A 25,945-nucleotide genomic window follows, 5' to 3' on the forward strand; every position below is an offset into this window, starting at 1 on the left:
CCTCATAACCCTGCTTTCAAACTTGCTTCGATAAATTGGTCCAGGCTGCCGTCCAGCACCGCCTGCGTGTTGCGGGTTTCAACCCCGGTACGCAGGTCTTTGATGCGGGAGTCATCAAGGACGTAAGAACGGATCTGGCTGCCCCAACCGATGTCGGACTTGTTATCTTCCATCGCCTGTTTCTCAGCATTTTTCTTCTGCATCTCCAGCTCATAAAGCTTCGCTTTCATCTGCTTCATGGCCTGGTCTTTGTTCTTATGCTGGGAACGGTCGTTCTGGCACTGTGTTACCAGCCCGGTTGGAATGTGGGTAATACGCACCGCAGACTCCGTACGGTTAACGTGCTGACCACCCGCGCCGGAAGCACGGTAAACGTCAATACGCAGGTCCGCCGGGTTAATTTCGATATCGATATCTTCGTCAACTTCCGGGTAAACAAACGCGGAGCTGAAGGAGGTATGACGACGGCCACCGGAGTCAAACGGACTCTTACGCACCAGACGATGAACGCCGGTTTCGGTACGCAGCCAGCCGTAGGCGTAATCGCCAATGATCTTGATGGTGACGGATTTAATACCGGCCACTTCACCTTCAGACTCTTCGATAATTTCGGTTTTGAAGCCGCGCGCCTCTGCCCAACGCAGGTACATACGCGTCAGCATGCTGGCCCAGTCCTGTGCTTCGGTACCGCCAGACCCTGCCTGAATATCGAGATAGCAGTCAGCGCTGTCGTATTCGCCGGAGAACATGCGACGGAATTCCAGCTGCGCCAGCTTCTCTTCCAGTACGTCGAGTTCTGCCACGGCTTCGTTAAAGGTCTCTTCGTCGTCGGCTTCGACGGCCAGCTCCAGCAAACCGGAAACGTCTTCCAGCCCCTGGGCCATTTGATCCAGCGTATCTACGATAGCTTCGAGAGAGGAACGCTCTTTCCCCAGCGCCTGTGCGCGTTCAGGTTCGTTCCAGACGTCCGGCTGTTCCAGCTCGGCGTTTACTTCTTCAAGACGCTCTTTCTTGGCATCGTAGTCAAAGATACCCCCTAAGAACGTCGGAGCGCTCCGTGAGGTCCTGAATACGGTTTTTTACCGGATTAATTTCAAACATGGTCTGTTTTCTTTTATGGACTTGTCAAAATGCGGTGATAAGAGCGGGATTGTACCGAATCCACGCCCTTTTTTATAGAGATTATGCCGCTAAATTGGCCAGATATTGTCGATGATGATCTGAAGGGTGCGGTTACCGCGAAACTCGTTGATATCCAGTTTGTACGCCAGTTCGACCTCGCGCACGCCGTTGTCCGGCCAGATAGAGGTGTCAACGTTGAAAGCAATGCCGTCCAGCAGCGGTCCGCCGCCCACGGGCTCGACCATCACTTTCAGGTGACGTTCGCCGACGATACGCTGCTGCAGCAGGCGGAATCGCCCGTCGAACAGCGGTTCCGGGAACATCTGCCCCCATGGACCGGCATCGCGCAGCATCTGCGCCACGTCCATCGTCATTTCGGAGACAGACAGCTCACCGTCAGAGACCACCTCTCCCTGCAGAAGCGCCGGGTCAATCCACTCGGTGACCAGCTCGCCAAACAGGCGCTGGAACTCGTCGAATTTCGCCTCATCCAGCGACAAGCCAGCCGCCATCGCGTGGCCGCCGAACTTGATCATCAGACCCGGGTATAGCGTATCCAGACGCTCAAGCGCATCGCGCATGTGCAGCCCCTGAATCGAACGGCCAGAGCCTTTCAACGTGCCGTCGCCCGCGGGTGCAAACGCAATCACCGGGCGGTGGAAGCGCTCTTTAATGCGCGACGCCAGAATGCCAACCACGCCCTGATGCCACTCAGGATGGTACATCGCCAGCCCGCCCGGCAGCGTATCGCCGCTGCGTTCGAGCTTTTCGCACAGGGTCAGCGCTTCGGCCTGCATCCCCTGCTCAATCTCTTTACGGGTCTGGTTCAGGGCGTCCAGCTCGTTGGCCAGTACGCGCGCTTCACCTATGTTGTCGCACAGCAGCAGCGCCACGCCGACGGACATATCGTCCAGCCTGCCGGCAGCATTCAGACGCGGCCCGAGGGCAAAGCCCAGGTCGCTTGCCGCCAGCTTGAGCGGATCGCGGTTGGCAATCTCCAGCAGCGCCTTAATTCCGGGGCGGCACTTGCCCGCACGAATGCGGCTTAAGCCCTGCCAGGTCAAAATGCGGTTATTGGCATCAAGAGGCACCACGTCCGCGACGGTGCCCAGCGCCACCAGGTCGAGGTATTCGGCCAGGTTTGGTATGGCAATACCGCGGGATTCGAACCAGCCCTTATCACGCAGCAGGGTCCGTAACGCCAGCATCAGATAAAACGCCACGCCCACGCCGGCGAGAGATTTCGATGGAAAATCGCAGTCGCGCAGGTTGGGGTTAATAATCGCTTCCGCTGCGGGGAGCGTATCGCCGGGCAGGTGGTGATCGGTGACCAGCACCGGGATCCCCAAAGCGTGAGCATGATCGACGCCCGCATGGGAGGAGATCCCGTTGTCTACGGTCATGATCATCTGCGCACCGCGGGCGTGGGCCTGATCGACAACTTCCGGGCTGAGGCCATAGCCGTCTTCAAAGCGGTTCGGCACCAGATACGTGACGTTATCGCAGCCCAGTGCGCGCAGGCTGAGCACACTCAGCGCGGTGCTGGTTGCGCCGTCGGCGTCGAAATCTCCGACCACGACAATGCGCGTTCCCTCGCGAAGCGCGTTATAGAGCATTTCGGTAGCTTTCTCGATACCGTTCAGCTGCTGCCAGGGCAACATCCCTTTCACGCTGCGCTCAAGATCCTCAGCGCGACGCACGCCGCGGCTGGCGTAGAGGCGCTTCAGCAGCGCCGGGAGATCGTCCGGCAAATCAACGGGTTCAACCGCCTCGCGGCGGCGCAATTTGATGGGGGCTTTCACGCGAATTATTTACCACCAAACTGTTTCTGGTGCGCGTCGAGGAACTCTTTCATCTCTTTTGGTCCCTGATAACCCGGAACAACATAGCCGTTACTCAGGACAATCGCTGGCGTACCGCTCACGCCAAACTGCACGCCCAGCGCGTAGTGGTTAGCAATGTCGATGTCGCAGGAGGCAGGCTTAATGCCTTTGCCGTTCATTGCGTCATCAAACGCTTTGTTGCGGTCTTTCGCACACCAGATCGCCTTCATGTCCTGTTCAGGCTGGCTCTGCACCCCCGCGCGCGGGAAGGCCAGATAGCGCACGGTAATGCCCAGCGCGTTGTAGTCTTTCATCTGTTCATGCAGCTTGTGGCAGTAGCCGCAGGTGATGTCGGTGAAGACGGTAATCACGTGTTTTTCCTGCGCCGCTTTATAGACGATCATCTCTTTTTCGAGCGCATTAAGGTTTTTCATCAGCAGCTGGTTGGTGACGTTCACCGGCTGCGCGCCGCTCACGTCGTACAGCGGTCCTTGAATGAAGTGTTTGCCGTCTTCGGTGACGTACAGCACGCCGCTGTTGGTCAGTACCGTTTTCATGCCGGCAACCGGCGCAGGCTGGATGTCGCTGCTGGTGACGCCAAGCTTAGCCAGAGACTGTTTGATAGCGGCGTCGTCCGCATGGGCGAAGCCGGTAAATGAGGCTGCCAGCAGGGTGAGCAGCGCGAAAGACTTTTTCATATGTGATCCTGTTACAATTTGTCGGCACTCACGCACGAGGGTGGTGCTGTTGGTGTAGCTGCCGCAGGCGTTCCGTCGCGACATGGGTGTAAATTTGCGTCGTTGAAAGATCGCTGTGTCCCAGCAGCATCTGCACCACGCGTAAATCTGCGCCGTGGTTTAACAAATGCGTCGCGAAGGCGTGACGCAATACGTGCGGCGAGAGCTTTTCACTGTCGATACCCGCCAGTGTGGCGTAATGCTTGATGCGATGCCAGAACGTTTGCCGCGTCATCTGCTGCGCGCGCTGGCTCGGAAACAGGACGTCGATAGACACGCCATTAAGCAACCACGGACGGCCATGCTCAAGGTACGTCTCCAGCCAGTAAACCGCCTCTTCACCCAGCGGCACCAGCCTCTCCTTATTTCCTTTACCGATGACGCGCACCACGCCCTGACGCAGGCTGATGTCGCTCATCGTCAGGCCAACCAGTTCCGAAACGCGCAAGCCGGTAGCATACAATAACTCAAGCATGGCTTTATCGCGTAACTCCAGCGGCAGGTCAACTGCCGGTGACTGTAATAATCTCTCAACTTGTGCTTCGCTGAGATCTTTCGGCAGCCGCTGCGGGAGTTTCGGGGACGCCAGCAGCGCGCTGGGATCGTCCCCGCGAATCTTCTCGCGGTAGAGATGCTGGAAAAGCCGACGCATTGCGCTGAGCAAGCGTGCAGAACTGGTGGCTTTGTAACCCCCTTCTACACGTTCAGCGAGCAGCGCCTGCAGGTCGTCACTTTGCGCGCTTGCAAGCGATAGCTCCCGACGCGCCAGCCACTCCACCAGCATGGAGAGATCGCGCCGGTAGGCACTGAGGGTATTCTCAGCCAGATTTTTCTCCAGCCACAGCGCGTCGAGAAACTGTTCAACGAGTGTGAGATCCTTTTCCACATCAGCCCCTTTGATTTTGCAGTCAGGCCATTATGCCTGATTGCGACCGGTTTCTGGTACACTACGCGCAATGTCAAAGCATGAATTGAGATAGTTACGCGATGAATATTGGTCTGTTCTATGGTTCCAGCACCTGCTACACCGAGATGGCGGCAGAGAAAATTCGCGACATCATTGGCCCGGAACTGGTGACGTTGCATAACCTGAAAGATGACGCGGTCGCGCTGATGGAACAGTACGATGTGCTGATCCTCGGCATCCCAACCTGGGATTTTGGGGAGATACAGGAAGACTGGGAAGCCATCTGGGATCAGCTCGATTCAGTCAATTTCGACGGTAAAATTATTGCGATGTACGGCATGGGTGACCAGTTGGGCTACGGCGAATGGTTCCTGGACGCACTGGGCATGCTGCACGACAAGCTGGCACCAAAAGGGGCGACGTTTATCGGCTACTGGCCAACCGAAGGGTATGAATTCACCAGTAAAAAACCGATTATTGCCGACGGCGAGCTGTTTGTTGGGCTCGCGCTGGATGAAACCAATCAGTACGATCTCAGCGACGAGCGCCTGCAGACCTGGTGCGAGCAGATCCTCGGCGAAATGGCAGAAAAATTTAGCTAACGCCCCCTACTCCTGCGTCGGCTGTTGCAGCAACATCCGGCGCAGATCCCGCCATTCTGACGCGTCCATGCTGTCAGCCGCCAGCCACAGGTGCTGGCAACGTCCGCCATCAACCTTGCGTAACCGTAACATCATCCCGGAGTTGAGCATCCAGGGCATACCAAGAATATCCCACTCTTTTCCCTGCCAGCGCAGGCGGGAGTCCATCAGTAACTTGATTTCCCCCTGGCGCGCATTAATGCGACGCTGGCTGCGTACGCTGTCAAAAACGACAAACGACAGCAACAGCAGCCACAGCGGCGTATAGCTCAGGGGCCACGGCATCAGCAACACGATGGCCGCAACCAGGCCGTGGAGCAATAAAGACATCCACTGCGAGCGCCACGAGACGCGAAGATCAGATTGCCACAGGACCACGTTCCCGATTCCGTGTTTGAATTAATTGCACCATCCGTTGCAACTCGGTGTCGGCGGGTTTGCCGTGGTTCATCAGCCAGTTGAATAAATCCGGATCGTCAGACTCAAGCAACCGAACAAACAGACGCTTATCATCATCGCTTAAGCTGTCGTACTCATATTCGAAGAAAGGCATGATGGAAATATCAAGTTCACGCATGCCGCGACGGCATGCCCAGTGAATACGGGCCTTGTTGTTAATATCCATGTTCAGTTTCCTGCATTACGTTTGGCACAGTCGGTACCCCGTTCTCTGTTCTTAATTTCTTTACGGGGACACCAGCTAGTGTAACGTGTTTTTGACCGTTTCATTACTGGAATATTGCGATCGAGGAGCTGGCTTCCAGAATATTCCCTACAAAGACAGCGGATTACACTATTTTGCTTAGCGCTACGCATAACCGGTTTATGGCACAAATGGTCTGCTGAAAGCGCTTGCAATGCCTGCAGGCTCTTTTACCATTAGGCATTATCAAAGCGTTAAGCAATTCAGGATATCGTTATGGCATTTACACCATTTTCTCCTCGCCAGCCCGCCGCCTCTGCGCGTCTGCCGCTGACGCTTATTTCTCTTGATGACTGGGCGCTGGCTACCCTCTCCGGCGCTGACGCCGAAAAATACCTGCAGGGTCAGGTCACCGCGGATGTCGCGCAGATGACTGAACACCAGCATCTGCTGGCCGCGCACTGCGATCCTAAAGGCAAAATGTGGAGCAACCTGCGTCTGTTCCGCCGTCAGGATGGGTTTGCCTTTATCGAACGCCGCAGCCTGCGTGATGCGCAGCTCAAAGAGCTGAAAAAATACGCAGTCTTTTCCAAAGTCACCATCGCCCCGGACGACGAACATGTTCTGCTGGGCGTGGCGGGCTTCCAGGCGCGTGCAGCGCTGAAAAACCTGTTTGCTGAACTGCCGGATGCAGAAAAACAGGTGGTCAGCGAGGGCGCGACCTCCATTCTGTGGTTTGAACACCCGGCAGAGCGCTTCCTGTTAGTCACGGATGCCGCAACCGCCGAACGCGTGACCGATGCGCTGCGCGGCGAAGCGCAGCTCAACAACAGCCAGCAGTGGCTGGCGCTGAACATCGAAGCGGGTCTGCCGGTGATTGACGCAGCCAACAGCGCGCAGTTTATTCCTCAGGCAACTAACCTGCAGGCGCTGGGGGGCATCAGCTTTAAAAAAGGCTGCTACACCGGCCAGGAAATGGTGGCGCGTGCAAAATTCCGTGGGGCAAACAAACGCGCGCTGTGGACACTGGCGGGCCATGCCAGCCGCGTACCGGAAGCGGGTGAAGACTTAGAACTGAAGATGGGCGATAACTGGCGCCGTACAGGCACCGTGTTAGCTGCCGTACAGCTGGACGATGGCCGTCTTTTGGTTCAAGCCGTCATGAACAACGACATGGAAGCCGACAGCGTGTTCCGCGTGCGCGACGACGCCAATACGTTGAGTATTGAGCCGCTGCCGTATTCACTGGAAGAGTAATCGTCGACAGGTGTCCTCCCTCTCCCTGTGGGAGAGGGCCGGGGGGAGGGCCACCGCCCGCACGGTGGAAAAAACTACACCTGCCCCACGTACAAATAAATCGCCAAAAAGTGGCACACGCTGCCGCCCAGAACAAAACCGTGCCAGATAGCATGATTGTACGGGATGCGCTTGCAGACGTAGAAAATAACGCCCAGCGAGTACACCACGCCACCCACGGCCAGCAGCGTTACCCCGCCGACCGCCAGCTTAATCGCCAGCTGATACACTACAATCAGTGACAGCCAGCCCATCGTCAGATAGGTGACAAGCGACAACACCTTAAACCGGTGCGCAATCGTCAGCTTAAACAGGATCCCCAGCAGTGCCAGGCTCCAGATAACTATCATCAGGCCGCGCGACAGCGGTGAATTGAGCCCCACCAGCAGGAAAGGCGTATAGGTACCCGCAATCAGCAGATAGATAGCGCAGTGGTCAAATTTCTTGAGCCATATTTTGGCCCGTTGATGCGGAATCGCGTGATAGAGCGTCGACGCCAGGAATAGCAGGATCATGCTTCCGCCATACAGGCTATAGCTGGTAATCGCCATCGCGCTGGCATTGGTATCTACCGCCTGTACCAGCAATAACACTAAACCGACAATCCCAAACACCAGGCCAATGCCGTGGCTGATGCTGTTGGCTACTTCCTCAGCCAGCGAATATCCCTGTGCGATTAATGGTCTGCTCGCCATACAAAACTCCGGGAAAACTAAAGATGATTATTCATCGCATGACTATGCTAACTGAGAATGATTCCAGTGAACACCTGTTAGCTAAAATAATTTTAACGTAAATTTTTATAATAAAAATCAAAAACATAAACAAATAATTCACCTGACATTTGTTCACATAAAAATTTAAGCGTTACTAATCAATGGCATAAAATTGGCCCGTGCCGTCTGGCTGCATGTTATGATGGATAAATGAGGTCTGAATGAGAGTTTTGCCACAGTGAGTATGTTCACCCACTCCGCCATTGCCAGTCTCAATAACCTGGAGATGATGGTCTACAACTATGTCATCAAAAATCGAGACAAAGTGATGTATATGACCATCCGCGAGCTGGCGGATGCGGCCGGAGTCTCAACCACCACCATCCTGCGCTTTTGCCGCAAGCTCAACTGCGAAGGATATTCGGAATTTCGCGTGCGCTTTAAGCTCTATCTTGAGCAGAATGAGCCCCAGCAGGCGAATTTCGGTGCCAGCGAAATTATCAGCTTCTTTAAAAGCGTCAATAATGAAGAGTTCGACGCGTTATTAGATGACGCGGTAAATATCATTCTCTCTTCAGAGCGCATTATTTTTGTCGGGGCGGGCACGTCAGGCTCACTGGCGAAATATGGCGCACGTTTCTTTTCGAATATTGGTAAATTCAGTAATCATATTGATGACCCTTATTTCCCTGTCACCAATGATATGGCGAAAAATGCGCTGGCCATTGTGCTCTCCGTCTCAGGCGAAACCGAGGAGATACTGCGCTTCGCCAGCCAGTTCAGCCTGCATCACTGTAAGGTGCTCTCCATCACCAGCCATGAGCACTCTCGCCTGGCAAAACTGGCGGACTTTAATCTCTCCTGGCACGTTCCCCAGACGCGAATTGGCGGCGTCTACGATATCACCACGCAAATCCCCGTCATCTATATTCTGGAATCCCTCGGACGCAAGCTGGCGAAGAAATTGACGGAATAAAACACCCTGTTTTTTTGATGTGACAAATCACAATTTCCGCAAATTGTTATATCGTGACATTCAATTTCGCTTTGCTAGACTCAATGCCAATAAGCCATTTATTGAGAATAGCAGCGATGAAAAAATTAACCTTACCGAAAGATTTTTTATGGGGCGGCGCGGTTGCCGCTCACCAGGTTGAAGGCGGCTGGAACAAAGGCGGCAAAGGGCCAAGCATTTGCGACGTCTTGACCGGCGGCGCACACGGCGTGCCACGCGAAATCACGCAGGAGGTGGTGCCGGGTAAATATTACCCCAATCATGAGGCCATCGATTTCCACGGCCACTATAAAGAAGACATCAAGCTGTTTGCCGAGATGGGCTTCAAGTGCTTCCGTACCTCTATTGCCTGGACACGCATATTCCCGAAAGGTGACGAAACGCAGCCAAACGAGGAAGGGCTAAAATTCTACGACGACATGTTCGATGAGCTGCTGAAGTACAACATCGAACCGGTGATCACCCTCTCCCACTTCGAAATGCCGCTGCACCTGGTGCAGGAGTACGGTAGCTGGACCAACCGTAAAGTGGTCGATTTCTTTGTGCGCTTCGCGGAAGTGGTCTTCGAGCGCTACAAAAACAAGGTCAAATACTGGATGACCTTCAACGAAATCAATAACCAGCGTAACTGGCGCGCGCCGCTGTTCGGTTACTGCTGCTCGGGCGTGGTCTATACCGAACATAACAATCCGGAAGAGACCATGTACCAGGTCCTGCACCACCAGTTTGTGGCCAGCGCCCTGGCGGTGAAAGCCGCGCGCCGCATCAACCCGGAGATGAAAGTCGGCTGCATGCTGGCCATGGTGGCGCTCTATCCATTCTCCTGCAAACCGGAAGACGTGATGTTCGCCCAGGAATCGATGCGCGAGCGCTATGTCTTTACCGACGTCCAGCTGCGTGGTTACTACCCGTCCTACGTGCTGAACGAGTGGGAGCGCCGCGGCTTCTCCATCAAAATGGAGGCAGGCGACGAGCAGATCCTGCGTGAAGGTACCTGCGACTACTTAGGTTTCAGCTACTACATGACCAACGCGGTGAAGGCGGAAGGCGGTACCGGTGACGCCATCTCCGGCTTTGAAGGCAGTGTGCCGAACCCGCACGTGAAGGCGTCCGACTGGGGCTGGCAGATTGACCCGGTGGGCCTGCGTTATTCCCTGTGCGAGCTGTACGAGCGTTATCAGAAGCCGCTGTTTATCGTGGAAAACGGCTTCGGCGCCTATGATAAAGTGGAAGAAGACGGCAGCATCAACGATGACTATCGTATCGACTACCTGCGTGCACACGTGGAAGAGATGATCAAAGCCGTCACGCACGATGGCGTGGATCTGATGGGCTATACCCCGTGGGGCTGCATCGACTGCGTGTCGTTCACCACCGGCCAGTACAGCAAGCGCTACGGCTTTATCTACGTGAACAAGCACGACGACGGAACGGGCGACATGTCGCGCTCCCGTAAGAAGAGCTTTAACTGGTATAAGGAAGTGATTGCCAGCAACGGCGAAAAACTTTAACGCAGTGATCCCCTCTCCCCTTTGGGGAGAGGGTTAGGGTGAGGGGTTTATTTCCCACCCGCTAACTCGATAAAACTACCCGTTACGTACGACGCCTTCTCGCTCAGCAGCCAGACAATCGCCTGGGCCACCTCTTCCGGCTGGCCGCCGCGCTGCATCGGCAGCAGCGATTTCACGCGATCCACCCGCCCCGGCTCCCCGCCGGATGCGTGAATATCAGTATAGATAAGCCCGGGCCGCACGCAATTCACGCGGATACCCTGTGCCGCCACCTCCAGCGATAGCCCGGTTGTCAGCGAATCCACCGCTCCCTTGGACGCGGCATAATCCACATATTCACCCGGCGCGCCCAGACGCGATGCCGCGGAAGAGACGTTCACTATCGCCCCACCCTTGCCGCCATGTTTGATGGACATGCGTTTTACCGCTTCCCGACAGCAGAGAAAGTAGCCCGTGACGTTGGTCGCAAGGACGCGGTTAATGCGCTCAGCGGAGAGATTCTCGATAGTGGATTGCTCAAACAGAATGCCCGCATTATTGACCAGCGCACGAAGCGGCTCGCCTTCACGATCGAGGCTGTCAAACATCGCCAGCACCTGAGCTTCGTCGCTGATGTCCGCACGCACGGCAAACGCTTTACCGCCCGCCTCAACGATCTGGTTGATCACGTCCGTCGCGGATTTAATGTTGTGGTGATAGTTTACCGCCACGGTGTAGCCTTCACGTGCCAGCTGCAGCGCGGTGGCTTTCCCAATGCCCCGGCTCGCGCCGGTGACCAGTGCAATTGCCATTCACAACCTCCAGATAAAAAAAAGCCGGGTGGCGCTTACGCTTACCCGGCCTACAGTATGGCAAATAATTACTGGTATTCGCTCATCGGTACGCAGGAGCAGAACAGGTTACGGTCGCCGTAGACGTCATCAAGACGCTTCACGGTCGGCCAGTATTTGTTCGCCACGCCTGCCGGGAAGACCGCCAGCTCGCGGGAGTAACCGTGGTTCCACTCTGCCACCATCTCGTGCTGAGTGTGCGGGGCGTTAACCAGCGGGTTATCTTCCAGCGTCCATTCGCCGTCCTGCACGCGGTCGATCTCCATGCGGATGGCCAGCATCGCGTCGATAAAGCGATCCAGCTCGGCTTTGCTTTCAGACTCGGTCGGCTCCACCATCAGCGTCCCCGCAACCGGGAACGACATGGTTGGCGCGTGGAAGCCGTAGTCGATCAGACGCTTGGCGATATCCAGCTCGCTAATACCGGTCTGCTCTTTCAGCGGACGAATATCGAGGATGCACTCGTGCGCCACGCGACCGTCGCGGCCTGTGTAGAGCACCGGGAAGGCGGACTTCAGGCGAGTCGCAATGTAGTTAGCGTTCAGGATCGCCACCTGGCTCGCCTGCTTCAGCCCTTCCGCGCCCATCATGCGGATGTACATCCAGCTGATTGGAAGGATAGAGGCGCTACCGAACGGTGCCGCAGAGACCGCGCCCTGACGGGTTAGCATGCCTTCAATCTGCACCACGCTGTGGCCCGGCACAAACGGTGCCAGGTGCGCTTTCACGCCGATTGGGCCCATACCCGGGCCGCCACCGCCGTGCGGGATGCAGAAGGTTTTGTGCAGGTTCAGGTGCGACACGTCCGCGCCAATAAAGCCCGGAGAGGTAATGCCCACCTGAGCGTTCATGTTTGCGCCGTCGAGGTAAACCTGACCGCCAAACTGGTGCACCACTTCGCACACTTCACGGATAGTCTCTTCGTATACGCCGTGGGTGGACGGGTAGGTCACCATGATGCAGGAGAGCTTGTCGCCCGCCTGTTCGGCTTTCGCACGCAGGTCTGCCAGATCGATGTTACCGTTCTTATCACACGCCACGACCACCACTTCCATGCCCGCCATCTGGGCAGAGGCCGGGTTGGTGCCGTGAGCAGAGCTTGGGATCAGGCAGATATCGCGGTGTCCTTCGTTGCGGCTTTCATGATAGTGACGGATCGCCAGCAGGCCCGCGTATTCGCCCTGCGCGCCGGAGTTCGGCTGCATGCAGAGCGCGTCATAACCGGTCAGCTTCACCAGCCAGTCGGAAAGCTGGTTGATCATCATATGATAACCTTCTGCCTGCTCTGGCGGGCAGAACGGGTGTAGTTCGGAGAACTCAGGCCAGGTGATAGGGATCATCTCTGCCGCGGCGTTCAGCTTCATGGTGCAGGAGCCCAGCGGGATCATCGCCTGGTTCAGCGCCAGATCCTTGCGCTCCAGAGAGTGCATATAGCGCATCATCTCGGTTTCGCTGTGGTAGCGGTTGAACACCGGATGGGTCAGGATCGCGTCAACACGAAGCATGCTTTCCTGAATGGAGCGGCTGTCGAGGGCGACCTCTTTGTCGAGCGCATCAACGTCCAGACCGTGCGCGTCACCCAGCAGCACGCTGAACAGGTTCAGAATATCGTCACGGGTAGTACTTTCATCCAGCGTAATGCCGACCGCGTTGTGGATGTCGCTGCGCAGGTTGATCTCTGCCGCATTCGCGCGCGCCAGCACCGCCGCTTTGTCCGCTACTTCCACACACAGAGTGTCGAAGTAGTGAGCGTGGCGCAGCTTAAGGCCTTTCTGCTGCAGACCACAGGCCAGAATATCGGCCAGGCGGTGAATGCGGCTGGCAATTCGCTTCAGGCCAGCCGGGCCGTGGAACACGGCGTACAGGCTGGCGATATTTGCAAGCAGCACCTGGGAGGTACAGATGTTGGAGTTCGCTTTCTCGCGGCGGATATGCTGCTCGCGAGTCTGCATCGCCATGCGCAGGGCGGTGTTACCGGCAGCATCTTTTGAGACGCCGATAATGCGGCCAGGCATGGAGCGTTTGAATTCATCTTTCGCGCCGAAGAACGCCGCGTGCGGGCCGCCGTAGCCCATCGGCACGCCAAAGCGTTGCGCAGAGCCGAAGACAATATCCGCGCCCTGTTTGCCCGGCGCCGTCAGCAGCACCAGCGCCATAAAATCGGCGGCAACGCTGACAACCACTTTGCGGGACTTCAGCTCGGCAATCAGCGTGCCGTAGTCATGTACTTCACCCGTCGTACCTACCTGCTGCAGCAGTACGCCGAAGACGTCCTGGTGATCCAGCACTTTGTCAGCGTCGTCGACGATCACGTCAAAGCCGAAGGTTTCCGCACGGGTGCGCACAACGTCCAGCGTCTGAGGATGCACGTCCGCCGCCACGAAGAAGCGGTTAGCATTTTTCAGCTTGCTGACGCGTTTTGCCATCGCCATTGCTTCGGCGGCAGCGGTGGCTTCATCCAGCAGCGAGGCGGAGGCAATATCCATACCGGTCAGATCCAGCGTCACCTGTTGGAAGTTCAGCAGCGCTTCCAGACGGCCCTGGGAGACTTCTGGCTGATACGGGGTGTAAGCGGTGTACCAGCCCGGGTTCTCCAGCATGTTGCGCAGGATAACCGGCGGCAACTGCACGTTGGTGTAGCCCATGCCAATGTAAGACTTATAGCGCTTGTTCAGGCCTGCGATAGCCTTCAGCTCCGCCAGCGCGGCGAATTCCGTGGTGGCTTCCCCCACCTGAGGCGGCGTGGCAAGCTGGATGTCTTTTGGCACAATCTGGCCGATCAGTGCGTTTAATGAATCCGCGCCAACTGTCTTCAGCATCTCCTGCTGTTGCTGAGCATCCGGCCCAATGTGACGTTCAATGAAGGCGCCACGGTTTTCAAGCTGGCTTAAAGTCTGTGTCATGAGCGATGGTTCCTGAAACGTGCAGTGAATGTGTTTTCTCCCTCTCCCTAAGGGAGAGGGCTGGGGTGAGGGTGTCGTCTGTTCCCCTCACCCTACCCTCTCCCCAAAGGGGAGAGGGATAATGGCTTACTCGTCTTCCAGTAGTGCTTCGTACGCGGTCGCATCCAGCAGCGCGGCAACCTGAGATTCGTCGCTGGCTTTGATCTTGAAGATCCAGCCGCCTTCATACGGCTCGCTGTTCACCAGCTCTGGCGAATCACTCAGCGCGTCGTTGACGGCAACGATTTCGCCGCTCACAGGAGCGTAGATGTCAGATGCCGCTTTTACGGACTCCGCCACGGCGCAGTCGTCGCCCGCGCTAACGGTCGTGCCCACGTCAGGCAGGTCAACAAACACCATGTCGCCCAGCAGCTCTTGCGCGTGCTCGGTGATCCCTACGGTGTAAGTGCCGTCCGCCTCTTTGCGCAGCCACTCGTGTTCTTTGCTGTATTTCAGTTCTGCTGGCACATTGCTCATTGAAGTTCTCCTGATAAAAATGATTAGGCGACCGGCTTACCGGCGCGAACAAAAATCGGTTTGGTCACGTGGACCGGCATTTCGCGGTTGCGGATCTGTACCACCGCCGTGTCGCCAATGCCCGCCGGCACGCGTGCCAGTGCAATACTGTAGCCCAGCGTCGGGGAGAAGGTGCCGCTGGTGATCACGCCTTCGAGATGATTGCCGTCGGCATCGGTGAAGCGCACTGGCAGTTCGCCGCGCAGCACGCCTTTTTCCTTCATCACCAGCCCCACCAGCTGTTCGGTACCCTTCTCGCGCTGCATCTCCAGCGCTTCACGGCCAATAAAGTCACGGTCAGCCGGTTCCCATGCGATGGTCCAGCCCATGTTGGCGGCCAGCGGAGAGACGCCTTCGTCCATCTCCTGGCCGTAGAGGTTCATACCCGCTTCAAGACGCAGGGTATCGCGCGCGCCCAGGCCCGCTGGCTTCACGCCCGCTTCCACCAGCGCACGCCAGAAATCAGCGGCCTTCTCGTTTGGCATCGCAATTTCGTAGCCCGCTTCACCGGTGTAGCCGGTAGTGGCGATAAACAGATCCCCCGCCTGCACGCCGAAGAAAGGCTTCATGCCCTCTGTGGCTTTGCGCTGCTCGTCGTTAAACAGAGACGCGGCTTTCGCCTGCGCGTTTGGCCCCTGCACGGCGATCAGCGACAGATCGTCACGGACGGTGATGTCGATGGCATAAGGTTCAGCGTGTTGGGTGATCCAGGAGAGGTCTTTTTCGCGGGTGGCGGAGTTTACAACGAGGCGGAAGAAATCTTCAGTGAAGTAATAGACGATGAGGTCATCAATCACGCCGCCCGAAGCATTCAGCATGCCGGTATAGAGCGCTTTACCCGGCGTCTTCAGTTTGGCGACGTCGTTTGCCAGCAGATAACGCAAAAACTCCCGGGTGCGGCTACCGCGCAGGTCGACAATCGTCATATGGGACACGTCGAACATACCGGCATCGGTGCGCACCGCGTGGTGCTCATCAATCTGCGACCCGTAGTGCAGCGGCATCATCCAGCCGTGGAAGTCCACCATGCGAGCGCCGCATAACACGTGCTGTTCGTACAAAGGAGTCTGTTGAGCCATCTTGTCCTCGTTGAAAAATTCACCGTGAAACCCGGTATCGGCCTCGTTCCCGAATGCCGACGCAAACGTTCTCTTTTACCTGAACTTACCACCGAAACCGGCGGTTAACCATAAGGTAAAACGGGTCATCACATTAGCTTATGACTAAAAAACGCTGAAAAGCCTACAGAGTTATTCACTGGAAAAATGCGATTAACCCCGCACAAAATTAACAATGATCTAACAGGATTTAGCACATGGTGATATTTCGTGCGGAAAAACGGGCCGAATTTCCGTAACAAGAAAAAGACGACATTAGATTATCTAATGCGAAAAATGACGTGAAATTAGAATATTTCAAACGAGGGGATTTCCCCGGCGCAGAGGCCGGGAAATTATAGTGTGACGGGGGTCAATATTATTTAAGCCAGTCCGGCAGGTCGTTAAGACCCATCGCCTGACGGAGAAGTTGAGGTTTAACACCCGGAAGGGTGTCAGCAAGCTTGAGGCCAATGTCGCGCAGCAGTTTTTTCGCCGGATTTGCCCCGGCAAACAGCTCGCGGAAGCCCTGCATCCCTGCCAGCATCATCGCCGCACTGTGCTTGCGGCTGCGCTCGTAGCGACGCAGGTAGAGATGCTGACCGATATCTTTGCCTTCACGATGCAGGCGGCGCAGTTCCTCAACCAGCTCCGCTGCGTCCATAAAGCCGAGGTTGACGCCCTGCCCGGCCAGCGGATGAATGGTATGAGCGGCATCGCCCACCAGCGCCAGACGATGCGCGGCAAACTGGCGCGCGTAGCGGCCGGTTAACGGGAACACCTGACGCTCGCTTTCAAGCGTGCACAGGCCAAGGCGGTTATCAAACGCCACGCACAGCGCCTGGTTAAAGGCCTCGGGCGTCGCCTCCTGCATCTGCTGCGCTTTTTCCGGCACTAAGGACCAGACAATCGAGCACAGGTGCGGATCGGCAAGCGGCAGGAAGGCCAGAATACCGTCGTTGTGGAAAATCTGCCGGGCCACGCCGCCGTGCGGCTCTTCGGTACGGATTGTTGCCACCATCGCATGATGGCGGTAATCCCAGTACGTCAGCGGGATATCGGCTTTATTACGCAGCCAGGAGTTTGCGCCGTCGGCACCGACCACCAGACGCGCGGTCAGCATGTCGCCGCTTTGCAGGGTGATAAACGCCTCGTTTTCGCCCCACGCCACCTGCTGGATCTGCGCAGGCGCGACCAGCGTCACGTCGCTGCACAGCTCTGCTTTCTGCCACAGCGCGTGATGGATCACCCCATTCTCAATGATATGGCCCAGATGGCTATAGCCCATACTTTCATCATCGAAGGCAATATGGCCAAAGCTGTCTTTGTCCCACACTTCCATGCCGTGATAGCAGCTGGCGCGCTGGGCGACGATATCTGACCAGACGCCGAGACGCGTCAGCAGCTTTTCGCTGGCCGCGTTAATCGCCGAGACGCGGAGTTCTGGCGGGGCATCAGGTGCGACGGGCTGAGGCGGCTTTTGCTCCAGCACCGCCACGCGCAGGCCGCTGCCCTGCAATCCACAGGCCAGCGCCAGCCCAACCATTCCGCCGCCAACGATGGCAACATCAACATTTTGCACGGTGATAACTCCTTAACGCGCAACCCAACCCAGGGTCCGCTGCGCCAGCACGTCACGTGCCGGAATGAACAGTTCCATCGCCATCAGCCCGAGGTTGCGGCCGGCAACCAGCGGCGCCCAGCGATTGGCAAAGAGATGGACTAAACCATCGGTGACGCCAATTGTCGCCTCTTTATCGGCCTGGCGTCGCGTCTGGTAATGGCTTAGCACCGGGTAAGCGCCACAGTCTTTTTGTTCGCTCCACGCCTGCGAAAGCGTTTCGGCAAGGCTCATCACATCCCGCAGGCCGAGGTTAAAGCCCTGGCCGGCGATGGGGTGGAGGGTTTGCGCCGCATTGCCGACCAGCGCCACGCGGTGAGAAACAGACTGTGAGGCCGTGGTTAACGACAGCGGATAGACCGCACGTTTCCCGGCATGGGTAATACGCCCCAGCCGCCAGCCAAAGGCTTTCTGCAGCTCGGTACAAAAGCGTTCGTTGGACCAGGCCTTAACCTCTTCGGCTTTATCCTGCGGGTGGCACCAGACCAGCGAGCAGCGCCCGTCCGTCATCGGCAGCATCGCCAGCGGACCGTGCCGGGTGAAGCGTTCAAATGCCCGGCCGTTGTGTTCTGCTGCGGTCGAGACGTTCGCGATGACCGCGACCTGCCCGTAAGGCTGCTGTCGCCACTCTACGCCGCACTGGGTGCCGAGCGCCGAGCGCGACCCGTCCGCCGCAACCAAAAGCTGTCCGTCGAGCACGATGCCATTGTCCAGCGTTACGCTGACCGCCTCTTCACTGCGGGTGAAGCTGGCAACGCGTGCCGGGCAGTGCAGCGTAACGCCCGGCGCGTCCTGCAACAGGCGGAACAGGCGCAGGCCAATATCGTGCAGTTCAACGACCTGACCCAGCGCGTCAATACGGTAATCGTGGGCATCCAGCGTCACAAACCCGGCATGGCCGCGATCGCTCACGTGCACGGTATTAATGGCGGTGGCGCAGTCGGCGATGGCCTGCCAGATGCCAATCCGGGACAGCTGCTGGCAGGTGCCCTGCGCCAGGGCAATGGCGCGGGAATCAAAACCGGGGTGATTCTTCGTTTGTGGGGCGACCGCCTCGACAAGATGCACCGGAAGTTGCCCCTTCGTTAAGTGCGAGACAGCCAAGGCCAGCGTGGCGCCCGTCATGCCGCCGCCAACGATAATCACGCTCATGCGCGCGCCGCTGCCATCAGCGCCTCGATATCGTCCGCTTTTTTCACCACGCTCGCGGTCAGGTTTTCGTTGCCGGTTTCGGTGATGACGATGTCGTCTTCAATACGAATGCCGATTCCGCGGTATTCCTCTGGCACGTCGGCATCTGGCGCGATGTACAGACCCGGCTCGACGGTCAGCACCATGCCCGGCTCCAGCACGCGTGAACGTTCAGGGCCGTATGCGCCCACGTCGTGCACGTCCAGCCCCAGCCAGTGGCTCAGGCCGTGCATAAAATAGGGACGATGGGCATTCTCGGTAATCAGGGTGTCCACGTCGCCTTTCAGAATGCCGAGCTTCACCAGCCCGGTCACCATGATGCGCACGACTTCGCCGGTCACCTCCTGAATAGAGGTGCCTGGCCGATACAGCGTGAGCGCCGTCTCAAGTGACTCGAGAACGATGTCATAAATTGCCCGCTGCGCCGGTGAAAATTTGCCGTTCACCGGGAAAGTACGGGTGATGTCGCCCGCATAACCCTGATATTCGCAACCGGCGTCAATCAAAACCAGATCGCCGTCGCGCAGCGCGCTTTCGTTTTCGGTGTAGTGCAGAATGCAGCCGTTTTCCCCGCCGCCAACGATGGTGTTGTAGGACGGGAAGCGCGCACCGTGACGGTTAAATTCGTGATGTATTTCGCCTTCCAGCTGATATTCGAACATCCCGGGACGGCATTTTTCCATCGCGCGGGTGTGCGCCAGCGCGCTGATTTCGCCCGCACGGCGCATCACGTTCAGTTCTTCTTCAGATTTGAACAGGCGCATCTCGTGCACTACCGGACGCCAGTCCGTGAGGGTGGCGGGCGCGGACAGGTTCTGGCGCGAGCCTTTGCGCAGCTTATCCAGCGCGGTGAAAACAATCTCATCGGCGTAAGCATATTCGCCCTGCGCGTGGTAGAGCACGTCGAGGCCGTTTAGCAGCTGATAGAGCTGCTGGTTGATTTCGCTAAACGCCAGCGCACGGTCAACGCCCAGCTTGTCCGGTGCGGCCTCTTGCCCTAAGCGGCGGCCAAACCAGATTTCAGCGGTTAAGTCTCGTACGCGGTTGAAAATCACGCTGTGGTTATGGGTGTCATTGCTCTTAATCAGCACCAGCACCGCTTCCGGTTCGTTAAAGCCGGTGAAGTACCAAAAATCGCTGCTCTGGCGATAGGGGTATTCGCTGTCGGCGCTGCGCGTCACCTCTGGCGCGGCAAAAATCAGCGCCGCGCTGCCCGGCTGCATGTTTGCCAGCAGCGCCTGACGACGGCGCAAATACTCTTGTTGCGAGATAACCATGACACCCTCCTGTGCGTTATTTTTCTTAATGTAAGGTTGGCTTGCGAACTTCCGGCGCGGTCGGCTGCGAGCGCGTAAAGTTGTCGTGGCACAGCAGCGCCGCCACGCGCACGTACTCGATAATTTCTTCGAGAGACATCTCCAGCTCTTCCTGGTCTTCCTCTTCATCGTAGCCGAGCTGGGCAATGTTACGCAGATCGTCGATCGCTTCACCCGCTTCGCCGGTGACTTTATCAAGCTTAGGCTGGGTAACGCCCAGGCCCAGCAGGTAGTGGTTTACCCAACCTGCGAGCGCATCGGCACGATCGAAGACGCTGACATCGTCGCCTTCAGGCAGATAAAGCTGAAAAAGGAAGCCATCGTCTTCCAGCGAATCGCTGGTGGCCGCGTGCATTTTTCGCAGAGCTTCCGCCAGTTCGTGGCCAAAAGCCAGCCCTTCGTTTGTGAGGTCGTGGATCAGCGGCTGCCATGAGCTGTCGCTGTTTCCGCCGCACAGTATGCCGCTGATCAGACCGTGCATTTCGGCAGGGGTAAGACCGACTCCCTGCTGGTTCAGTAACTGGTTTAAATCCTTGTAACCAGGCATTTCGTTCTGTATAGACATACGCATTCGTCATCAAAGGGAGGATATTCATGGTATGCTACCACTTTGGACCCTGGTGATACCAGAAAAGGGCTTGTATCTTCACATCAGGGTAGCTATAGTGTCGCCCCTTCGCAGCCCCCGGGGCAGTAAGCGAAGGCAGCGCAGTCAATCAGCAGGAAGGTGGCATGTCTGCACAACCCGTCGATCTCCAGATTTTTGGCCGTTCACTGCGAGTGAATTGTCCGCCTGAACAAAGGGATGCTTTGAATCAGGCTGCGGACGATTTGAATCAGCGGTTGCAAGATCTAAAAGAACGCACTAGAGTCACAAATACTGAGCAGCTGGTTTTCATCGCCGCGTTGAACATCAGCTATGAACTGACTCAGGAAAAAGCGAAGACCCGCGACTACGCGGCTAGCATGGAGCAGCGCATTAAAATGCTCCAGCAGACCATTGAACAGGCGTTGCTTGATCAAGGTCGCAATCCCGAAAGACCGGGACCAAAGTTTGAATAACACTTCTCAGTTGACTATGGTAGAGTAACTGTGAAGACAAAATTTCTCTGAGATGTTCGCAAGCGGGCCAGTCCCCTGAGCCGATATTTCATACCACAAGAATGTGGCGCTCCATGGTTGGTGAGCATGCTCGGTTCGTCCGAGAAGCCTTAAAACTATGACGACACATTCACCTTGAACCAAGGGTTCAAGGGTTACAGCCTGCGGCGGCATCTCGGAGATTCCCTCTTTCTTCTTCTACCCACTACCATGACTCAATTCCCTGAAGTTTCTGCCTCACGCCAGGATATCCGTCAGCTTATTCGCCAGCGTCGTCGCGCGCTTACGTCCGAGCAACAAGCACACTTTGCGCAGCAGGCCGCAGCCCGCATGATGGCGTATCCGCCAGTTGTAATGGCGAACACGGTCGCTCTGTTTCTGTCGTTTGATGGCGAGCTGGATACCCAGCCGCTTATCGACCAGCTCTGGCGCGCCGGAAAGAAGGTTTATCTGCCGGTACTGCATCCGTTTAGCCAAGGTAATTTGCTGTTTCTACACTACCACCCGCACAGCGAGCTGGTGGTAAATCGTCTGAAAATTACCGAACCGAAACTCGACGTGCGCGACGTATTACCGCTGTCCGGGCTGGACGTGCTGATTACCCCGCTGGTGGCGTTTGATGAACAGGGCCAGCGTTTAGGCATGGGCGGCGGGTTCTATGACAGAACGCTGCAAAACTGGCAGGAGTACGGGCTACAGCCGGTGGGTTATGCGCATGATTGCCAGGCTGTAGAGGCCCTGCCGGTGGAGAAATGGGATGTGCCGTTACCGGCTGTGGTGACGCCATCGAAGTTATGGGAGTGGTGAAACAGGCGTGCAGCCTGATGCCCTCACCCCAGCCCTCTCCCACAGGGAGAGGGTGAAAACATAAAAAACGGTAACTATCGTTACCGTTTTGCATTTACCTCGCACAATCAGTATAACAGACGCGCGCGAATCGTCCCCGGAATAGCCTTCATGCTCTGCAGCGCTTTCTCGGCAACGTCTTCATCGGCTTCAATATCGATAACCACATAACCCATCTGCGAGTTGGTTTGCAGATATTGCGCGGCGATGTTGACGCCCTGCTCGGCAAAGATCTGGTTGATGGCGGTCAGCACGCCAGGACGGTTTTCGTGGATGTGAAGCAGACGGCGACCGCCATGCAGCGGCAGAGACACCTCCGGGAAGTTCACCGCAGAGAGCGTTGAACCGTTGTCGGAATATTTGCTCAGCTTGCCCGCCACTTCCAGACCGATATTCTCCTGCGCTTCCTGAGTAGAACCGCCGATGTGTGGCGTCAGGATCACGTTGTCGAACTCGCACAGCGGAGAGTTAAACGGATCGCTGTTGGTCGCAGGCTCCGTCGGGAATACGTCGATGGCCGCCCCCGCCAGATGCTTACGCTTCAGCGCATCGCACAGCGCAGGGATATCGACCACCGTACCGCGCGCGGCGTTGATCAGCAGAGAGCCCGGCTTCATCAGCGCCAGCTCTTCCGCACCCATCATGTTTTTGGTGGAGGCGTTTTCCGGCACGTGCAGGCTGACTACGTCGCTCATGTTCAGCAGGTCAGAGAGATGCTGCACCTGCGTCGCGTTACCCAGCGGCAGCTTGCTTTCGATATCGTAGAAGTAGACGTGCATCCCCAGCGACTCCGCCAGGATCCCCAGCTGAGTACCGATGTGGCCGTAGCCGATGATACCCAGCTTTTTACCACGGGCTTCGTATGAGCCCGCAGCCAGTTTGTTCCACACGCCACGGTGCGCTTTGGCGTTAGCTTCCGGAATACCGCGCAGCAGCAGCAGCAGTTCGCCAATCACCAGTTCCGCCACGGAACGGGTGTTCGAGAACGGCGCGTTAAAGACCGGGATACCGCGTTTTGCGGCAGCGTTCAGGTCGACCTGGTTGGTGCCGATGCAGAAACAGCCAATGGCAACCAGCTTTTCCGCCGCGGCAATCACGTCTTCAGTCAGGTGGGTACGGGATCGCAGGCCAATGAAGTGGGCATCACGGATGGCGGCTTTCAGCTCTTCCGTGTCCAGCGCGCCTTTGTGAAATTCGATATTGGTGTAACCCGCCGCACGAAGGCTATCAAGCGCTTTCTGATGCACGCCCTCGACCAGCAGGAATTTAATCTTGTCTTTCTCCAGTGATACCTTTGCCATTTCCCCGACCCTGTTTTTATCTGAACTGATGTTGTGCTGGATTGAAATCCGCTGTAGCCAACATATCAAAAAAAACTATTGCAGCAATATGAACGTTTGCGTCGGCACTCTGAAGAAAAGTCATACAGGGCAAAATGACAGAGTAAAATGCTGAGGAAATTTACAAACGTGGCAGGATCGGCAAAAGAGGCGGAAAAGCGTGACACAAGTCACCAAATTTAGCTTTTCAAAAATTTTTTAGCGGGGGGAGCACTCCCCCCGTCAGATCATTTTACGATGGTTTTGACGCCGTCGGCCGTACCTATCAGTGCCACGTCCGCGCCGCGGTTGGCAAATAACCCTACGGTAACAACGCCTGGAATGCCGTTGATGGCGTTTTCCAGTGCAATCGCGTCGAGAATTTCCAGGCCGTGAACGTCGAGGATGACGTTACCGTTGTCGGTGACCACGCCCTGACGGTATTCCGGACGGCCACCCAGCTTCACCAGTTGACGGGCAACCGCACTGCGCGCCATCGGGATCACTTCGACCGGCAGCGGAAAATTACCCAGAATGTCGACCTGCTTGGAGGCATCCGCGATGCAGATGAACTTGTCCGCAACCGAGGCGATGATCTTTTCACGGGTCAGCGCCGCGCCGCCGCCTTTGATCATCTGCATATGGCCGTTGATTTCATCCGCACCATCAACGTAAATGCCCAGACGATCCACTTCGTTGAGATCGAAAACGGTAATGCCGAGGCTTTTCAGCTTTTCCGTGGACGCATCGGAGCTGGAAACCGCGCCCTCGATCTGCCCCTTCATCGTGCCCAGTGCATCGATAAAGTGCGCCGCCGTTGACCCCGTACCAACACCGACAATGGTCCCTGGCTGTACGTACTGGAGAGCGGCCCATCCTACTGCTTTTTTCAGTTCATCCTGCGTCATGATCGTTTTGCCTGTGGTGTGAAAACTCAGGGCGCATTATAGAACACGTCGAATGGATTTCGTCTGCCAGGAAGGGAAAATTGTGTCATAGTGCAGATTAAGCAAAATTAAGGAGCCAGCCAGAGCAATGAAACGTCCGGACTACAGAACACTACAGGCACTTGATGCAGTTATTCGTGAACGTGGCTTTGAGCGCGCAGCGCAAAAGCTGTGTATCACCCAGTCCGCCGTATCACAGCGTATCAAACAGCTTGAAAACATGTTCGGGCAGCCGCTGCTGGTGCGTACCGTGCCGCCGCGCCCAACGGAGCAAGGGCAAAAACTTCTCGCCCTGCTGCGTCAGGTTGAGCTACTGGAAGACGAATGGCTGGGTGACGAACAAACGGGCTCCACGCCGCTGCTGCTCTCGCTGGCGGTCAACGCCGACAGTCTGGCAACCTGGCTGCTGCCGGCCCTGGCGCCGGTATTAGCTGACTCCCCTATCCGCCTGAATCTCCAGGTTGAAGATGAAACCCGCACCCAGGAGCGCCTGCGTCGCGGCGAAGTGGTGGGGGCAGTCAGTATCCAGCCGCAGGCGCTGCCAAGCTGTCTTGTCGATCAGTTGGGCGCGCTGGACTACCTGTTCGTGGGTTCAAAAGCCTTTGCGGAGCGCTACTTCCCGAACGGCGTCACCCGCGCAGCGCTGCTGAAAGCGCCGGCCGTGGCGTTCGACCATCTGGACGATATGCACCAGGCATTTTTGCAGCAAAACTTTGACCTGCCGCCGGGCAGCGTACCGTGCCATATCGTCAACTCGTCCGAAGCCTTTGTGCAGCTTGCGCGTCAGGGCACGACCTGCTGCATGATCCCGCACCTGCAGATTGAGAAAGAGTTGAAAAGCGGTGAGTTGATTGACCTAACGCCGGGGCTGTATCAGCGCCGGATGCTCTACTGGCACCGTTTTGCGCCGGAAAGCCGCATGATGCGCAACGTTACTGACGCGCTGCTGGCGTTTGGGCATAAGGTGTTGAGACAGGATTAATCGCTTGAATTCCCTCTCCCACAGGGAGAGGGTTAGGGTGAGGGCAAACTACTGCGCCTTAGCCGCCTCAGTTTGCTGAGTTTGAGTTGGCTCCAGCTGGAACACCACATCCACCTGATCGTCGAACTGAATGGTTGGCTGCTCATAGGTTTCCTGAGCAGAAACCGGCGCAGCGTCAGCCTTCATCATCCGCACCATCGGGCTTGGCTGGTAGTTAGAGACGTGGTAACGCACGCTGTATACCGGGCCGAGCTTGCTCTTAAAGCCAGAAGCCAGCTGCTCCGCCTGATGGATTGCATCATTAATCGCGGCTTTACGCGCTTCGTCTTTGTATTTCTCCGGTTGCGCAACGCCCAGCGACACCGAACGGATTTCGTTCAGGCCAGCCTTCAGCGCGCCGTCCAGCAGTGAATTCAGCTTGTCCAGCTGACGCACGGTCACTTCAACAGCACGCACGGCGCGGTAGCCTTTCAGGATGCTTTTGCCGTTCTGGTAGTCGTAATCAGGTTGAGTACGCAGGTTCGCGGAGTTGATATCTTTTTTACCTACACCGTTCTGCTCGAGGAAAGAGAGATATTGCGCAACACGATCGTCCGCCTGCTTCTTGGCGGAGGCCGCATCTTTCGCAGCGACATTGACCTCAATTGCCAGGGTTGCAATATCCGGTACCGCGTCCACGCTTGCGGTGCCTGACGTGACGATGTGCGGGCCATCCGGCAATTCACTTGCCTGCACCGACACCGCACCGAAACTCACTAATGCCGCCAGGGCCATCACTTTAAACTTCACTGTCATTCCTCCATGTTGCGAAGAGTGCCCCAACAAC

General features: G+C 56.8%; 25 protein-coding genes and 1 other RNA gene. 8 read left to right on the top strand and 18 right to left on the bottom strand.

Going from position 1 to position 25,945, the window contains the following annotated elements; genetic code table 11:
• Positions 1-2 precede the first annotated feature (2 nt).
• The 4 genes from prfB to xerD all read right to left on the bottom strand — a co-directional run bounded on the left by prfB (position 3) and on the right by xerD (position 4,568).
• Positions 3-1,101, bottom strand: a protein-coding gene (gene prfB, locus AC4ICF_RS18870) for a peptide chain release factor 2 (protein ID WP_096059326.1) whose coding sequence is annotated in 2 segments (ribosomal slippage) — positions 3-1,025 and positions 1,027-1,101 — 1,098 coding nt in all. Because the reading frame shifts where the segments join, the coding sequence is not laid out codon by codon here.
• Positions 1,102-1,190: 89 nt separating this feature from the next.
• Positions 1,191-2,924: a single-stranded-DNA-specific exonuclease RecJ gene (recJ, locus tag AC4ICF_RS18875; RefSeq protein ID WP_116341889.1), complete on the bottom strand. Its 1,734-nt coding sequence runs from the start codon at positions 2,922-2,924 to the stop codon at positions 1,191-1,193.
• Positions 2,925-2,929: 5 nt separating this feature from the next.
• Complete coding sequence (gene dsbC / locus AC4ICF_RS18880) at positions 2,930-3,643, bottom strand: bifunctional protein-disulfide isomerase/oxidoreductase DsbC (protein ID WP_116341891.1); 714 nt, start codon at positions 3,641-3,643, stop codon at positions 2,930-2,932.
• A 28-nt stretch (positions 3,644-3,671) separates the two neighbouring features.
• Positions 3,672-4,568, bottom strand: coding sequence for a site-specific tyrosine recombinase XerD (xerD, locus tag AC4ICF_RS18885; RefSeq protein WP_116341893.1), 897 nt, complete (start codon positions 4,566-4,568; stop codon positions 3,672-3,674).
• Positions 4,569-4,669: 101 nt separating this feature from the next.
• Here xerD and fldB point away from each other — a divergent pair, with 101 nt between their 5' ends.
• Positions 4,670-5,191 (top strand): flavodoxin FldB, encoded by a 522-nt coding sequence (fldB, locus tag AC4ICF_RS18890; RefSeq protein WP_116341895.1) that lies wholly within the window; start codon positions 4,670-4,672, stop codon positions 5,189-5,191.
• Positions 5,192-5,197: 6 nt separating this feature from the next.
• Here fldB and AC4ICF_RS18895 read toward each other — a convergent pair whose 3' ends face one another.
• Positions 5,198-5,608 carry a protein YgfX gene (locus AC4ICF_RS18895; protein ID WP_116341897.1) on the bottom strand — a complete coding sequence of 137 codons (411 nt, stop codon included), beginning with the start codon at positions 5,606-5,608 and terminating at the stop codon, positions 5,198-5,200.
• Positions 5,589-5,855 carry an FAD assembly factor SdhE gene (gene sdhE, locus AC4ICF_RS18900; protein WP_010435322.1) on the bottom strand — a complete coding sequence of 89 codons (267 nt, stop codon included), beginning with the start codon at positions 5,853-5,855 and terminating at the stop codon, positions 5,589-5,591. Before sdhE ends, AC4ICF_RS18895 begins: the two co-directional genes overlap by 20 nt.
• Before the next feature lie 294 nt (positions 5,856-6,149).
• On the opposite strand from sdhE, the gene ygfZ reads away from it, so the two are divergent.
• Positions 6,150-7,130, top strand: coding sequence for a tRNA-modifying protein YgfZ (gene ygfZ, locus AC4ICF_RS18905; protein ID WP_116341899.1), 981 nt, complete (start codon positions 6,150-6,152; stop codon positions 7,128-7,130).
• Positions 7,131-7,204: 74 nt separating this feature from the next.
• Here the strand turns inward: ygfZ and trhA are convergent, their stop codons facing one another.
• Positions 7,205-7,864, bottom strand: coding sequence for a PAQR family membrane homeostasis protein TrhA (gene trhA, locus AC4ICF_RS18910; protein WP_023331242.1), 660 nt, complete (start codon positions 7,862-7,864; stop codon positions 7,205-7,207).
• Positions 7,865-8,129: 265 nt separating this feature from the next.
• Between trhA and AC4ICF_RS18915 the strand changes: the two genes are divergently transcribed.
• The gene (locus tag AC4ICF_RS18915; RefSeq protein ID WP_192982836.1) at positions 8,130-8,861 is read left to right on the top strand and encodes a MurR/RpiR family transcriptional regulator; all 732 of its coding nucleotides are present in this window, start codon (positions 8,130-8,132) and stop codon (positions 8,859-8,861) included.
• Between the two features lie 116 nt (positions 8,862-8,977).
• Positions 8,978-10,411, top strand: coding sequence for a 6-phospho-beta-glucosidase BglA (bglA, locus tag AC4ICF_RS18920; RefSeq protein ID WP_116341901.1), 1,434 nt, complete (start codon positions 8,978-8,980; stop codon positions 10,409-10,411).
• Between the two features lie 47 nt (positions 10,412-10,458).
• On the opposite strand, the gene AC4ICF_RS18925 is transcribed toward bglA, so the two are convergent.
• The 8 genes from AC4ICF_RS18925 to AC4ICF_RS18960 form a co-directional block, all read right to left on the bottom strand.
• Positions 10,459-11,202 (bottom strand): SDR family oxidoreductase, encoded by a 744-nt coding sequence (locus AC4ICF_RS18925; protein WP_316380095.1) that lies wholly within the window; start codon positions 11,200-11,202, stop codon positions 10,459-10,461.
• Positions 11,203-11,270: 68 nt separating this feature from the next.
• Positions 11,271-14,144, bottom strand: coding sequence for an aminomethyl-transferring glycine dehydrogenase (gene gcvP, locus AC4ICF_RS18930; RefSeq protein ID WP_163329634.1), 2,874 nt, complete (start codon positions 14,142-14,144; stop codon positions 11,271-11,273).
• Positions 14,145-14,270: 126 nt separating this feature from the next.
• Positions 14,271-14,660 (bottom strand): glycine cleavage system protein GcvH, encoded by a 390-nt coding sequence (gene gcvH, locus AC4ICF_RS18935; protein WP_008499718.1) that lies wholly within the window; start codon positions 14,658-14,660, stop codon positions 14,271-14,273.
• Positions 14,661-14,683: 23 nt separating this feature from the next.
• A complete protein-coding gene (gene gcvT, locus AC4ICF_RS18940) occupies positions 14,684-15,778 on the bottom strand; it encodes a glycine cleavage system aminomethyltransferase GcvT (RefSeq protein ID WP_116341905.1) in 1,095 nt (364 codons plus the stop codon).
• Between the two features lie 397 nt (positions 15,779-16,175).
• Positions 16,176-17,378, bottom strand: a complete 1,203-nt coding sequence (gene ubiI, locus AC4ICF_RS18945) for an FAD-dependent 2-octaprenylphenol hydroxylase (RefSeq protein WP_116341907.1) — start codon at positions 17,376-17,378, stop codon at positions 16,176-16,178.
• Positions 17,379-17,390: 12 nt separating this feature from the next.
• Entirely contained in the window at positions 17,391-18,569 is a 1,179-nt protein-coding gene (gene ubiH, locus AC4ICF_RS18950) for a 2-octaprenyl-6-methoxyphenyl hydroxylase (protein ID WP_316379970.1), read from the bottom strand.
• Positions 18,566-19,879 carry a Xaa-Pro aminopeptidase gene (gene pepP / locus AC4ICF_RS18955; RefSeq protein ID WP_320719943.1) on the bottom strand — a complete coding sequence of 438 codons (1,314 nt, stop codon included), beginning with the start codon at positions 19,877-19,879 and terminating at the stop codon, positions 18,566-18,568. The genes ubiH and pepP overlap by 4 nt, the downstream gene beginning before the upstream one ends.
• Positions 19,880-19,910: 31 nt before the next feature.
• The gene (locus AC4ICF_RS18960) at positions 19,911-20,489 is read right to left on the bottom strand and encodes a YecA/YgfB family protein (RefSeq protein ID WP_028014333.1); all 579 of its coding nucleotides are present in this window, start codon (positions 20,487-20,489) and stop codon (positions 19,911-19,913) included.
• Positions 20,490-20,656: 167 nt separating this feature from the next.
• Here AC4ICF_RS18960 and zapA point away from each other — a divergent pair, with 167 nt between their 5' ends.
• The 3 genes from zapA to AC4ICF_RS18975 all read left to right on the top strand — a co-directional run bounded on the left by zapA (position 20,657) and on the right by AC4ICF_RS18975 (position 21,832).
• Positions 20,657-20,986, top strand: coding sequence for a cell division protein ZapA (gene zapA, locus AC4ICF_RS18965; RefSeq protein WP_006811891.1), 330 nt, complete (start codon positions 20,657-20,659; stop codon positions 20,984-20,986).
• Between the two features lie 41 nt (positions 20,987-21,027).
• Positions 21,028-21,211: non-coding RNA, 6S RNA (gene ssrS, locus AC4ICF_RS18970), on the top strand.
• 24 nt (positions 21,212-21,235) lie between these two features.
• The gene (locus AC4ICF_RS18975; RefSeq protein WP_316379969.1) at positions 21,236-21,832 is read left to right on the top strand and encodes a 5-formyltetrahydrofolate cyclo-ligase; all 597 of its coding nucleotides are present in this window, start codon (positions 21,236-21,238) and stop codon (positions 21,830-21,832) included.
• A 107-nt stretch (positions 21,833-21,939) separates the two neighbouring features.
• On the opposite strand, the gene serA is transcribed toward AC4ICF_RS18975, so the two are convergent.
• Together serA and rpiA are read right to left on the bottom strand one after the other, a co-directional pair.
• Positions 21,940-23,172, bottom strand: a complete 1,233-nt coding sequence (gene serA / locus AC4ICF_RS18980) for a phosphoglycerate dehydrogenase (protein WP_116341913.1) — start codon at positions 23,170-23,172, stop codon at positions 21,940-21,942.
• 266 nt (positions 23,173-23,438) lie between these two features.
• Positions 23,439-24,098: a ribose-5-phosphate isomerase RpiA gene (rpiA, locus tag AC4ICF_RS18985; RefSeq protein WP_003860091.1), complete on the bottom strand. Its 660-nt coding sequence runs from the start codon at positions 24,096-24,098 to the stop codon at positions 23,439-23,441.
• A gap of 127 nt (positions 24,099-24,225) precedes the next feature.
• On the opposite strand from rpiA, the gene argP reads away from it, so the two are divergent.
• Complete coding sequence (gene argP, locus AC4ICF_RS18990) at positions 24,226-25,119, top strand: DNA-binding transcriptional regulator ArgP (protein WP_003860089.1); 894 nt, start codon at positions 24,226-24,228, stop codon at positions 25,117-25,119.
• Between the two features lie 48 nt (positions 25,120-25,167).
• On the opposite strand, the gene AC4ICF_RS18995 is transcribed toward argP, so the two are convergent.
• Positions 25,168-25,908, bottom strand: a complete 741-nt coding sequence (locus AC4ICF_RS18995) for an oxidative stress defense protein (protein ID WP_116341915.1) — start codon at positions 25,906-25,908, stop codon at positions 25,168-25,170.
• Positions 25,909-25,945 lie beyond the last annotated feature (37 nt).

This window comes from Enterobacter sp. ECC_219_Taxon_10 (assembly GCF_058354905.1).

Excerpts from the sequence above, each read along its gene's own strand:
- argP (WP_003860089.1), top strand. The coding sequence starts at position 24,226 with ATGAAACGTCCGGACTACAGAACACTACAGGCACTTGATGCAGTTATT.
- zapA (WP_006811891.1), top strand. The coding sequence starts at position 20,657 with ATGTCTGCACAACCCGTCGATCTCCAGATTTTTGGCCGTTCACTGCGA.
- bglA (WP_116341901.1), top strand. The coding sequence starts at position 8,978 with ATGAAAAAATTAACCTTACCGAAAGATTTTTTATGGGGCGGCGCGGTT.
- gcvH (WP_008499718.1), bottom strand. The coding sequence starts at position 14,660 with ATGAGCAATGTGCCAGCAGAACTGAAATACAGCAAAGAACACGAGTGG.
- rpiA (WP_003860091.1), bottom strand. The coding sequence starts at position 24,098 with ATGACGCAGGATGAACTGAAAAAAGCAGTAGGATGGGCCGCTCTCCAG.
- dsbC (WP_116341891.1), bottom strand. The coding sequence starts at position 3,643 with ATGAAAAAGTCTTTCGCGCTGCTCACCCTGCTGGCAGCCTCATTTACC.
- fldB (WP_116341895.1), top strand. The coding sequence starts at position 4,670 with ATGAATATTGGTCTGTTCTATGGTTCCAGCACCTGCTACACCGAGATG.
- ubiH (WP_316379970.1), bottom strand. The coding sequence starts at position 18,569 with ATGAGCGTGATTATCGTTGGCGGCGGCATGACGGGCGCCACGCTGGCC.
- ygfZ (WP_116341899.1), top strand. The coding sequence starts at position 6,150 with ATGGCATTTACACCATTTTCTCCTCGCCAGCCCGCCGCCTCTGCGCGT.
- AC4ICF_RS18915 (WP_192982836.1), top strand. The coding sequence starts at position 8,130 with ATGTTCACCCACTCCGCCATTGCCAGTCTCAATAACCTGGAGATGATG.
- serA (WP_116341913.1), bottom strand. The coding sequence starts at position 23,172 with ATGGCAAAGGTATCACTGGAGAAAGACAAGATTAAATTCCTGCTGGTC.
- gcvT (WP_116341905.1), bottom strand. The coding sequence starts at position 15,778 with ATGGCTCAACAGACTCCTTTGTACGAACAGCACGTGTTATGCGGCGCT.
- AC4ICF_RS18925 (WP_316380095.1), bottom strand. The coding sequence starts at position 11,202 with ATGGCAATTGCACTGGTCACCGGCGCGAGCCGGGGCATTGGGAAAGCC.
- sdhE (WP_010435322.1), bottom strand. The coding sequence starts at position 5,855 with ATGGATATTAACAACAAGGCCCGTATTCACTGGGCATGCCGTCGCGGC.
- trhA (WP_023331242.1), bottom strand. The coding sequence starts at position 7,864 with ATGGCGAGCAGACCATTAATCGCACAGGGATATTCGCTGGCTGAGGAA.
- gcvP (WP_163329634.1), bottom strand. The coding sequence starts at position 14,144 with ATGACACAGACTTTAAGCCAGCTTGAAAACCGTGGCGCCTTCATTGAA.
- AC4ICF_RS18975 (WP_316379969.1), top strand. The coding sequence starts at position 21,236 with ATGACTCAATTCCCTGAAGTTTCTGCCTCACGCCAGGATATCCGTCAG.
- AC4ICF_RS18960 (WP_028014333.1), bottom strand. The coding sequence starts at position 20,489 with ATGTCTATACAGAACGAAATGCCTGGTTACAAGGATTTAAACCAGTTA.